We start from the raw sequence: 10,291 nt of genomic DNA, 5'->3' as shown, positions 1-10,291 counted from the left end.
CCCCCCCCCCCCCCCCCCCCCCCCCCCCCCCCCCCCCCCCCCCCCCCCCCCCCCCCCCCCCCCCCCCCCCCCCCCCCCCCCCCCCCCCCCCCCCCACGGACGTGCACGTCATGGGCGGTGCCACCGCCGGCGCCGCTGAGTGGCAGGGCGTGGGGAGCACCGCGCCGGGGCAGAGTGGGCGGATGCGGATCACGGTGGACGACGTCCGGAAACTGCACTTCGACGACGGGGCGCCGGTGACCGCTGCCTCGGCGATCGCGCCGCTGGGGGAGGGCTGGCTGGTCGCGCCGGACGACGCCACGGTCGCCGCCTGGCTCGTGGCGCAGCGGGTCTGCCCGGTCCGGCTGCTGCCCCCGGTCGAGGGCCTGGACCACTTCAGCGAGGCGGCGGGGACCAAGCACCTCAAGCCCGACATCGAGGTGGCCTGCCCCGCGGAGGTCGACGGCGAGCCGGCCGTGCTGCTCCTCGGGTCCGGCTCCACCCCGCGCCGGATGCGCGGCGTCCTGGTGCGCCTGGTGGACGGGCAGCCGGTCGTGGCGGCCGCGGAGCTGCCCGAGCTGTACTCGCGGGTGGCCGAGCGGCTGGAGCTCCCCGACGGGCAGCTCAACCTGGAGGGTGCGAGCCGGCACGGCGACGCGGTGCGCTGGTTCAACCGGGGGAACCTGGTCGCCGGGGTGTTCCCCGCCAGCGTCGACGTGCCACTGGCCGCGCTGGTCGACGCCGTTCTCGGCCGGGCCCCCGCGGCCGCCGTGCCGGTCGCGCACCCCCGCTCCTACGACCTGGGCCAGGCGCGCGGCGTCGGCCTCGCCGTCACCGACGCCGTCGCGCTGCCCGACGGCCGGACCCTGCTCAGTGCCGCGGCCGAGGACACCCCGAACGCCGTCGACGACGGCCCGGTGGTGGGGGCCGCGCTCGCCCTCGTCGCGGACCACTCCGTCCAGGACGTCGCCGCGGTGCCGGAGGTCGGCGGTGCGGTGGTCAAGGTGGAGGGGCTGGCGCTGTGCGGGGTCACCGACGCCGCGGTGGACCTGCTGGGCGTCGTGGACGTCGACGACCCCACGGTGCCCTCGCTGCTGCTCACGGTGCGGGTGCACCTGGACTGAGCAGCACCCGCCGGACAGCCCGGCCCGGCCCGTCGGACGGGGCCGGGCCGGGTGGCGATCAGCCGAGCGTCGTCCAGACCCGGTCCCAGATCGGGTTGGTGTTCACGGCGAGCGCGGGGATCTCCGTGGTGAGCCCGGGCCCCTGCACGCCCTGGACGGCGACGTTCGCCGGCGCGAACGCCAGCCCGAAGGGCGCGTAGTGGTTCCCCGCGAGCAGCTCGGCCGCCTGCTGGTACAGGTCGCCCCGCTCGTCCTCGTCGGTCGCGCTGCTCGCCTCGGCCAGGAGCTCGTCCAGCTGCGGGTCCGTCACGCCGCTGAACGGCGACTCGGAGTCGAAGCGGAGGCTGACGCCCACGCCGGCCGCCGGGTCCCAGGCCCCGGCCGTCTGCAGCATGGCGGTCCAGTTGCCGGACGTGAACCGGTCGATCACCCCGGACAGCGGCAGGCTCTCGGTGTTCACCGTGATGCCGGCCTCCTGCCACTGGGTCTGCAGCGCGGTCATGACCTGCTCGGCCACGTAGACGCCGGTGGTGCCCAGGGTGATGTCGATGCCGCCTACCTCCTGCACCAGCTGCTCGGCCAGCTCCGGGTCGTAGCCCTGGTAGCCGTCGGCCTCCGGCTCGTGGAACTTGCCGCCCGGTGCGGTGAAGGACTGGCTGACCTCGTACTTGCCCCCGAAGAGCCCCGTGGCGATGGCGTCCCAGTCGGTGGCGGCGTAGATGGCCTGCCGGGCCCGCTCGTCGTCGAACGGGGCCGCGCGGGTGTTCAGCTGGACGACGTAGGGGGAGGTGGCCGGCTGGACGGTCACCTGCAGCTGGCCGTTCTGCTGTGCCTGGTCCAGCAGCGGGGTGGTGCTCAGCCCGATGTAGGCCTGCGCCTGGCCGGCCTGCAGCGCCTGGTAGGCGGGCTGGTCGCCGCCGATGGTCTGGAAGGTGAGCTCGTCCAGGTGGGGCAGGCCCTCCTTGAAGTAGTTCGGGTTCTTCGCCAGCTCGAGCTTGGAGTTGAGCTGGTTGGAGACGACGGTGAACGGCCCGGCGCCGACCGGGTTGATCGCGAAGTCCTCCTCGCCCTGCTCCTGCACCGCGGTCGGGGAGGCGATCCAGTTCACGTTGCTGACCGGGAAGTTGGCCTCGACCGCGCCGAACGGCTCGTTGAACTGCACCACCACGGTCCGCGGATCGGTGGCGGTGATGTCGTCGGGGTTGCCGGCCAGCGGCCAGGTGGGCTTGCAGGCGCACGTGGACGCCAGGTCGCGCTGCCAGTTCCAGACCACGGCCTCGGCGTCCAGGGGGGTGCCGTCGCTGAACTCGATGCCCTCGCGCAGGGTGACGGTCATGGTCATGCCGTCGTCGGAGAGCTCCAGGCTCTCGGCCTGGTTGGGCTCGATCCGCGCGTTGGAGCCGTCGTCGTCGGCCTCGAGCAGGAACAGACCCCCGTAGATCGCCTGGTTCATGTCGAGGTTGGCGCCGCCGGTCACGTTGGTGGCCGGGTCCAGGCCGGTGGGCCAGGACCCGGAGAAGCCGGCGTCCTGCAGCACGGTCAGCGCGCCGCCGCTCTGCGGTTCGTCGGCCGCGCCATCGGTGGTGCCGGACGCGGAGTTCCCGCCTCCGCAGCCGGAGAGGGCCAGCGCGGTCGCCAGCGCGATGGCCGAGGTCATCCGTCGTCTCATGGAGGTGCTCCCGTCTGTGTGGTCGTCGCTGACCACGTGGCCGGTGAGTGGCGTCGCGGGCGGCGACCACCACGCGCAGTGATACAAATCACCGTCGCAGCGCACAGCGTCGGGATCCGGCGGGTTGCCCGGGCACATCGTTTTCTCCCTGCGGAAGGGGCATCTGCGCCCGCACAGGGTCGCCCGGGCTGCTCAGCCGGTCGGCTGGTCGGCGCTGGGATCGCGCCGCTCCAGGAAGTAGGCGCCCAGCGCACCGGCGAGGGTGGCGAACACGGCGACGGAGTACACCGCCAGCGCCACCGCGAGGAAGCGGGCGAACCCGTGGTCGGTGTTCAGCACCTGACCGCTCACGGTGGCCAGCGCGGCGTCGTGCAACGCGGGGCCGTAGCTGGCGTAGGCGCCCAGCACGTACAGCAGTTGGCTGCTGGCCAGCACGACGACGCCGGTGACCGCGGTCAGCCAGCCGATCCGGCCGGTGAGCAGCCGGCCGGCCGACCGGGAGCCGCGGACGGCGGCGGACACCACCCCGCCGACCCGGGCGGTGCGCAGCAGGGTGAGGGCCCGGGCGAAGCGCAGGAAGGGCAGCGCGAGGAACAGCAGCTGCCACCAGTTGCGCAGCCAGAACCGCTTCTGGCTGCGGGCGCGGACGGCCCGGAAGGCGAACTCCGCGACGAACACCGCCCAGCACACCCAGCCCGCGACGGTCAGCGTCGTCACCAGCCACGGCTCCCGGGCCAGCGACTGACCCAGCACGATCAGCACGAACACCAGGCCGAGCACGCCCATCGGGCGGTCCAGGCGTTTCGCCAGCCCCTCGGTTTCGACGGGGTCGTCGGCGGTCCGGTCTGCGCGCATGGCCCCGGCCCTACCCAGCCCTCTCCTCGCGGTCCCCTCGCCCGCGGATCAGGCTCGGCACACGTGGCGGAGACGTGCCCACAGGCCGTCCTCGACGAACTCGCCGTCCAGCACCGCCCAGTCCTGTGCGAGGTCGAACGGGCCGTCGCCTTCGATCGAGGTCACGACGTTCCGCACGAGGGGGTCCGCTTCCGCGATCACGCGGATCCGCGCCCAGTTCGGGTCACCCCGCCACAGCACGAGGTGACCCGAGGGGTCGAAGGTGTTGGCCGTCCGGTCGACGCCACCCTGCAGGCCGAACCCGCGGCAGCCGGTGAAGTCGTTGCCCCGCACGACCGCGTGCCGCGCCGGGTCGCGGGTGTCCGGACGGGCGTCGAAGCAGCCCTCCCACCGTCCCGAGAACGTGCAGTCCTCGAAGTGCGCGGAAGCCGTGCCGAGGGTGAGCGTGACGTCGACGTCCTCGAACCGGCACCGGAGGAACCGGGTCATCCCCGGATCGAAGGCAGGGCAGGTCAAGCCGGTGAAGTCGCAGTCGACGAACTGCGGGATCTCCTCGCCGACCCGCCCTCGCTTGAGCGGGCGGGGCAGCGCCGCGTTCCGCGCGGGCGTGGCGTCGTCGAAGCGCAGCCACGACGTCGTCCAGCTCGACAGGTCCGCGCCCCGCACCACCCCGCCGCCCTCGACCCTGATCGCGCCGTGTGGCGTGGCGCCGGCCCGGAGATCGGCGTGGTCCACCCGGGTGGTCCCGTCCGGCTCCATCGCCTGCCTCCGGTCGGTGGGCTCCGCGGCGGAGGTCGCTCACGGGGCGGGGTGCGGCCGCGACTGCGTGCGGGAGGGGGGAGTCGAACCCCCACGCCCGAAGGCACCAGGACCTAAACCTGGCGTGGCTGCCGTTACACCACTCCCGCGTGCGGGTGAGTGTAGAAGTGCCTGACCAGGCCCCCCGCGCACGCATCTGGCAGGCTGTCGGCGTGCCGCGCAGCCCCGAGCAGATCCAGCAGGAGATCGATGCCGCCCGCGAGTCGCTGGGCGCCACCCTGGACGAACTGGCCTTCCGCACCAATCCCAAGCGCCTGAGCGAGGAGGCCAAGGCGAAGGTGCGGGAGTTCCTCGCCAGCCCGCCCGGCAAGGCGCTGATCGCCGCCGTCGGACTGCTCGCGGCGTTCGTCATCACCCGGCGCATCGTCCACGCCGTCCGCGACTGACCTCCCGCGCGCAGGGCGGTCGCCCTTCTCCCCGAGCCGGGTCGACGCCGCGTCAGCGGCGGCGAGACCGTGCGCGCTCGGGCCGGGCGCGTGTGCTCCGGCTGGACCACCGGCGAGGTCGTCGTCCCGGTCGCGGGGCAGCCCGGCGCCCGCGGCTGGCGTGCCGGCGTTGTACCGCGACCAGAGGGGTGCGGCCTGTCGTCCTCGGCGGCCGGTTCCCGAGTGGAGGGTCGCATGCGCTGTCGTTCCCGTGCCGTCGTCGTCCTGGCCGTCCTGGTGCTGCCCGGCTGCGGCTTCCTCCGGGACGTCACCGACGGGGAGGGGGCGGCCGCGGCCGCCCGGTGGTGATGGAGTCGCCGCCGGTCCCGGCGCCCCCGACTCCCCGGGCGCTCGGGGCCTTGACGGTGGCCGATGGTCGTGACCTGCCCGGGGCGCCGTTCCGGGGCGCCGTCGAGGTGAGTGCAGTGCCCATGGCTGACGGGCTGCCCCCGCTGCCCTCCCCGGAGCTGGTGACCGTTGGGTAGTGGGCACCGAGTGGGGGACAGGGCAGCTGCCCGGACGACGACGAGCGGGCCCGCCTGCCGCCCGGTTGACCGCGATTGCAACCCCTACCCCCTAGGGGTACCGTCGGTGTCGTGACGGGCTACGACGGCAACAAGGACCAGGTGCTCGCGCGCCTCAAGCGTGTGGAGGGCCAGGTCCGCGGCATCGCGCGGATGGTCGAGGACGACACGTACTGCATCGACGTCCTCACCCAGGTCTCCGCCGCGACCAAGGCGCTGCAGGCGGTCGCGATCGGCCTGCTCGACGACCACCTGGCGCACTGCGTGCGGGAGGCCGTCGTCGCCAGCGGCGACGACGACGGCGCGGCCGCCGACGCCAAGATCGCGGAGGCCTCCGCGGCGATCGCCCGGCTCGTCCGTTCCTGAACCGATCAGCTCGAAGGAGAACCCCGTGCAGACCCTCGACTTCACCGTCACCGGCATGACCTGCCAGCACTGCGTCGCCTCGGTCACCGAGGAGGTCTCCGAGCTCGCCGGCGTCCGCGAGGTCGACGTCGACCTGGCCAGCGGCCGACTGCACGTCGTCGGCGACGACGTCACCCCCGAGCAGGTCCAGGCGGCCGTGGCCGAGGCGGGGAGCTACTCCGCCACGCCGGCGTGACCGCCGGGCCGCAGGCGGCCCCGTCCGACGAGGCCGCGCAGGACCCGGCGCCCCAAGCGGTGCGGCTGGACGAGGTCCGCCTCGACATCACCGGCATGACCTGCGCGAGCTGCGCGAACCGCATCGAGCGCAAGCTCAACAAGCTCGACGGCGTGCAGGCCAGCGTCAACTACGCCACCGAGGCCGCCACGGTCCGGTACGACCCCGCCCGGGTCGACACCGACCGGCTGCTGGAGACCGTCTCGGCCGCCGGCTACTCGGCCGCGCTGCCGGCGCCGCCGGTGGCCGAGGAGACCGAGCCGGCCGCCGACGCCGCGGCGACTCCCGAGGACGCGCTGCGCCAGCGGCTGCTGGTCAGCGCCGCGCTCGCCCTGCCGGTGCTGCTGCTGTCGATGATCCCGGCGCTGCAGTTCGACAACTGGCAATGGCTGGCCCTCACCCTGGCCAGCCCGGTCGCGGTGTGGGGCGCCTGGCCGTTCCACCGGGCCGCGGTGGTCAACGCCCGGCACGGCGCCAGCACCATGGACACCCTGGTATCCCTCGGGATCAGCGCCGCGTACCTCTGGTCGGTGTGGGCGCTGTTCCTCGGCGACGCCGGCATGCCCGGCATGCGCATGGAGTTCACCCTGCTGCCCGAGCAGGGGAGCGGCACCCACGAGCTCTACCTCGAGGTCGCGGCCGCGGTCACCGTCTTCCTGCTGGCCGGCCGGTACGCCGAGGCCCGCGCGAAGCGGCGGTCGGGTGCCGCGCTGCACGCGCTGCTGGAGCTCGGTGCCAAGGACGCCGCGGTGCTCCGCGACGGCCGCGAGATCCGGGTGCCGGCCGCCCAGCTCGCCGTCGGCGACCAGTTCGTCGTCCGGCCGGGGGAGAAGATCGCCACCGACGGCGTGGTCGTCGGTGGCAGTTCCGCGGTCGACCTGTCGATGCTGACCGGGGAGAGCGTGCCGGTGGAGGTCGCCGAGGGCGACCGGGTCACCGGCGCGACGGTCAACGTCGGTGGCCGGCTGGTCGTCGAGGCCACCCGGGTGGGTGCCGAGACGACGCTGGCGCAGCTGGGCCGGCTGGTCACCGAGGCGCAGAGCGGCAAGGCCGCGGTGCAGCGGCTGGCCGACCGGGTCTCGGCGGTGTTCGTCCCCGTCGTGCTCGTCATCGCGCTGGGCACCCTGGCCGCCTGGCTGCTGGTCACCGGCGACGCCACGGCTGCCTTCACCGCCGCCGTCGCCGTGCTCGTGATCGCCTGCCCGTGCGCCCTCGGCCTGGCCACCCCCACCGCCCTGCTGGTGGGCACCGGCCGGGGCGCCCAGCTCGGGGTGGTCATCAAGGGCCCGGAGGTGCTGGAGAGCACCCGGGTCGTCGACACGGTCGTGCTCGACAAGACCGGCACGGTGACCACCGCCGCGATGAGCGTCGTGCAGGTGGCCGGTCACCCGGACACGCTCCGGCTCGCCGCCGCGGTCGAGGCCGGCTCCGAGCACCCGATCGCCCGCGCCGTCGTCGCCGCCGCCGAGGCTCCGCTCCCGCCGGTTACCGGCTTCGCGAACCGGCCGGGTCAGGGCGTCACCGGCACCGTCGAGGGCCACGAGGTGGTCGTCGGCGCCACGGGCACCCCCCTGCCGGCCGAGCTGGCGGACGTCGTCGACGCCGCGGCGGCTGCCGGCCGCACCGCCGTCCCGGTGGCCTGGGACGGGCAGGTGCAGGGCGTCGTCGTGGTCGCCGACACCGTGAAGCCGAGCAGCGCCGCGGCGATCGCCGAGCTGCGCGCGCTGGGGCTCGCCCCGGTGATGGTCACCGGCGACAACGAGGGTGCGGCCGCGGCAGTCGCCCGCGCGGTGGGGCTGGACCCCGAGCGCGGGGAGGTCGTCGCCGGGGTGCTGCCGGCCGGCAAGGTCGACGTCGTCCGGGACCTCCAGGCCCGCGGCCGGGTGGTCGCCATGGTCGGCGACGGCGTCAACGACGCCCCGGCGCTGGCCCAGGCCGACCTCGGCCTCGCGATGGGGTCGGGCACCGACGTGGCGATCGAGGCCAGCGACCTCACCCTGGTGCGCGCCGACCTCACCGCCGCGGTCGACGCGATCCGGCTCTCCCGCCGGACCCTCGCGGTGATCAAGGGCAACCTGTTCTGGGCGTTCGCCTACAACGTGGCCCTGGTGCCGCTGGCCGCGCTCGGGTTCCTGAACCCGCTGCTGGCCGGGCTGGCGATGGCGGCGTCGTCGGTGCTGGTGGTCACCAACAGCCTGCGGCTGCGCCGGTTCCGCTCGACCGCGCCGGCGAGCTGAGGCGCACGCAGCGAGGGCCCGGCCGGGGATGCCGGTCGGGCCCTCGGGGTGGTGTCAGGCGACGCGGGCGCGGCAGGTGACGAGCGGGAGGACGACCTCGGCCAGCACCTCGTCGGCGAACTCCGTCGAGACGGGCTCGCCACTGAACAGCCAGCGCTGCAGGATCGGGGCGCTCGCGGTGGAGGCCAGCGCCGACCCCAGCGTGTCGGCGGGGACCTCCCCCCGGGCCTCTGCCCGGGCCCACGCCGTGGTGAAGACCTCCCGCCACAGGCCCATCGGGCCGGTCTGGAACGCCTCCCGCAGCTCCGGCTCGTGCGGCAGTGCCGACAGCAGCGACAGCGTCGCCGCACCGACCGGCCCGTTCACCGCGCTGACCAGCCCGTGCAGCAGGATGCGCAGGTCACCCTCGAGGCTGCCGGTGTCCGGAGCGTCCATCGGCGCCTGGCTCAGCTCGGCGACCGCGTCGGCCACCAGGGCGGACTTCGTCCGCCAGCGACGGTAGATCGTCGCCTTGCCGACGCCTGCGGACGACGCCACCGCGTCCATGGTCAGGCCGGCGTAGCCGGACTCGGCCAGCACCTGCAGGATCGCGGCGCGGATCGCACCGTCGCGGGAAGGGTCCCGGGGGCGGCCGCCGCGGCCGGGCCGGTCGCCGTCGGCCGGTGTCAGGTCAGGCACACCTGCAGACCCTAGCCGTGATGATCTTCCTCGTGATCTTCGCCCTCCTGTGAGCTGAGCCTCAGTGCTCGGTTGCCCACCCAGCGTCTGCGCGCGCCTACCCGGTGTCATGCACCGGGTCGGTCATCCTGCTGCCGTGAACGGGGGAGGTGACGTGGTGCGACCGTCGTGGGCAACGCCGCAGCGGGCCCGTCGACTGTTGCTGGCCAGCACGCTGGACCACGTGCTGCCCAGCATCGCGCGGGTCGCCAACGCCATGGGGCTGACCGTCGGCACCGCACCCGGCCTGCTCGACGTCGTCGACCACCAGGGTGGCCGGCGGATCGACCGGTTGCTGGCGCGACTGGCCCGCGAGCTCACCGCCGCGGAGACCGAGTCGGTCCGGGTCACCACCGACCCGCCGGCCGACGGGGTGTCGCTGGCCACCCGGCTGCTCACCGCGCCGACGCTCGCCGTCGAGTTGGCCCGCCGCGGGATCACCGTGGAGATGTCCCTGCTGACCGACGCCGAGCTCTGGCCGGTGTACCAGCCGATCATGTCGCTGGCCTCCGGGGGCATGGTCGGGCACGAAGCGCTGCTGCGTGGCCGGGTCGACGGTCGCGAGGTCGGCGGGGGTGACCTGTTCTTCCTCGCGGAGCGGGCCGGCTGGCTGTCCCGGCTGGACCGCCTGGCCCGGGAGGCCGCGATCGCCGGCGCCGCGCACTGGCTGGGCGGCGCCGACCTCTACGTGAACTCGAACCCGGCCGCGATCCACCGGCCCTCGGTCTGCCTGGCCGGTACCGAGCGGGCCGTGCACGAGGCCGGCATCGACCCCCGGCAGATGGTCTTCGAGGTGGTCGCCCCGCACGCCGTCACCGACCGGGAGCACCTGCTCTCCGTGCTGGAACACCACCGCTCGCTGGGCTGGCGGGTCGCCCTCGACGACGTCGGGGTGGGCTGGTCGAGCCTGGAGCTGGTCTCCGTCGTCCGCCCGGACGTGGTCAAGCTGAGCAAGGCGCTGGTCTGCCGGCTGGGGGAACCCGGGGCGAACGCCATCGCCCGCGCGTTGTGCGAGCTCGCCCACCTGCAGGGCGGCGTCGTCGTCGCCGAGGGCGTCGAGCACGAGCGGATGGCCGACCAGGCCCGCGCCGTCGGCGCCGACCTCGGCCAGGGCTGGCTCTTCGGGCGCCCGGTGCGCCCGGAGCCGGAGAGCGAACCCGAGCTCGTCCTCGCCTGACGGGTCACTGCGGCGCTCCTGGGATCAGTCAGCTGATCGTGCGTGCTCCTGGCTCACCTCCCGAGGTGAGCCAGGAGCACGCCAGGTGAGCTCAGCTGATCGCGGAGCGCGGTGCGCTGGGGAGC

At 74.5% G+C, this 10,291-nt stretch carries 10 protein-coding genes and 1 tRNA gene; 6 read left to right on the top strand and 5 right to left on the bottom strand.

Annotation, left to right across the window (positions count from 1 at the left end; translation table 11 throughout):
• Positions 1–182 precede the first annotated feature (182 nt).
• Entirely contained in the window at positions 183–1,103 is a 921-nt protein-coding gene (locus ACI783_RS13285; protein ID WP_457140876.1) for a DUF6910 family protein, read from the top strand.
• Positions 1,104–1,161: 58 nt separating this feature from the next.
• On the opposite strand, the gene ACI783_RS13280 is transcribed toward ACI783_RS13285, so the two are convergent.
• The 4 genes from ACI783_RS13280 to ACI783_RS13265 all read right to left on the bottom strand — a co-directional run bounded on the left by ACI783_RS13280 (position 1,162) and on the right by ACI783_RS13265 (position 4,535).
• Positions 1,162–2,772 carry an ABC transporter substrate-binding protein gene (locus tag ACI783_RS13280; protein ID WP_457140875.1) on the bottom strand — a complete coding sequence of 537 codons (1,611 nt, stop codon included), beginning with the start codon at positions 2,770–2,772 and terminating at the stop codon, positions 1,162–1,164.
• A 192-nt stretch (positions 2,773–2,964) separates the two neighbouring features.
• Complete coding sequence (locus ACI783_RS13275; protein WP_457140874.1) at positions 2,965–3,627, bottom strand: hypothetical protein; 663 nt, start codon at positions 3,625–3,627, stop codon at positions 2,965–2,967.
• 48 nt (positions 3,628–3,675) lie between these two features.
• Positions 3,676–4,386 (bottom strand): hypothetical protein, encoded by a 711-nt coding sequence (locus tag ACI783_RS13270; RefSeq protein WP_457140873.1) that lies wholly within the window; start codon positions 4,384–4,386, stop codon positions 3,676–3,678.
• A gap of 68 nt (positions 4,387–4,454) precedes the next feature.
• Positions 4,455–4,535: transfer RNA gene (locus ACI783_RS13265), tRNA-Leu, on the bottom strand.
• A gap of 63 nt (positions 4,536–4,598) precedes the next feature.
• On the opposite strand from ACI783_RS13265, the gene ACI783_RS13260 reads away from it, so the two are divergent.
• From ACI783_RS13260 to ACI783_RS13245, 4 genes are all read left to right on the top strand, one after another.
• Entirely contained in the window at positions 4,599–4,832 is a 234-nt protein-coding gene (locus ACI783_RS13260; protein ID WP_457140872.1) for a DUF3618 domain-containing protein, read from the top strand.
• 635 nt (positions 4,833–5,467) lie between these two features.
• A complete protein-coding gene (locus tag ACI783_RS13255; protein ID WP_457140871.1) occupies positions 5,468–5,761 on the top strand; it encodes a metal-sensitive transcriptional regulator in 294 nt (97 codons plus the stop codon).
• Between the two features lie 25 nt (positions 5,762–5,786).
• Positions 5,787–5,996 (top strand): heavy-metal-associated domain-containing protein, encoded by a 210-nt coding sequence (locus ACI783_RS13250; RefSeq protein WP_457140870.1) that lies wholly within the window; start codon positions 5,787–5,789, stop codon positions 5,994–5,996.
• On the top strand, positions 5,993–8,272 hold the full coding sequence (locus ACI783_RS13245) for a heavy metal translocating P-type ATPase (RefSeq protein WP_457140869.1): 2,280 nt from the start codon (positions 5,993–5,995) through the stop codon (positions 8,270–8,272). Before ACI783_RS13250 ends, ACI783_RS13245 begins: the two co-directional genes overlap by 4 nt.
• A gap of 54 nt (positions 8,273–8,326) precedes the next feature.
• On the opposite strand, the gene ACI783_RS13240 is transcribed toward ACI783_RS13245, so the two are convergent.
• Entirely contained in the window at positions 8,327–8,950 is a 624-nt protein-coding gene (locus ACI783_RS13240) for a TetR/AcrR family transcriptional regulator (protein WP_457140868.1), read from the bottom strand.
• A gap of 154 nt (positions 8,951–9,104) precedes the next feature.
• On the opposite strand from ACI783_RS13240, the gene ACI783_RS13235 reads away from it, so the two are divergent.
• Positions 9,105–10,166, top strand: a complete 1,062-nt coding sequence (locus ACI783_RS13235) for an EAL domain-containing protein (RefSeq protein WP_457140867.1) — start codon at positions 9,105–9,107, stop codon at positions 10,164–10,166.
• Positions 10,167–10,291 lie beyond the last annotated feature (125 nt).

The sequence above is a fragment of the Modestobacter sp. SYSU DS0511 genome (genome assembly GCF_054050755.1).
The sequence above is the reverse complement of the archived record's forward strand: the minus strand, read 5'-3'. Positions and strand labels throughout refer to the sequence as shown.

Bases quoted from the DNA above. Each gene is read 5' to 3' on its own strand.
- ACI783_RS13285 (WP_457140876.1), top strand. From the start codon at position 183: ATGCGGATCACGGTGGACGACGTCCGGAAACTGCACTTCGACGACGGG.
- ACI783_RS13280 (WP_457140875.1), bottom strand. From the start codon at position 2,772: ATGAGACGACGGATGACCTCGGCCATCGCGCTGGCGACCGCGCTGGCC.
- ACI783_RS13275 (WP_457140874.1), bottom strand. From the start codon at position 3,627: ATGCGCGCAGACCGGACCGCCGACGACCCCGTCGAAACCGAGGGGCTG.
- ACI783_RS13270 (WP_457140873.1), bottom strand. From the start codon at position 4,386: ATGGAGCCGGACGGGACCACCCGGGTGGACCACGCCGATCTCCGGGCC.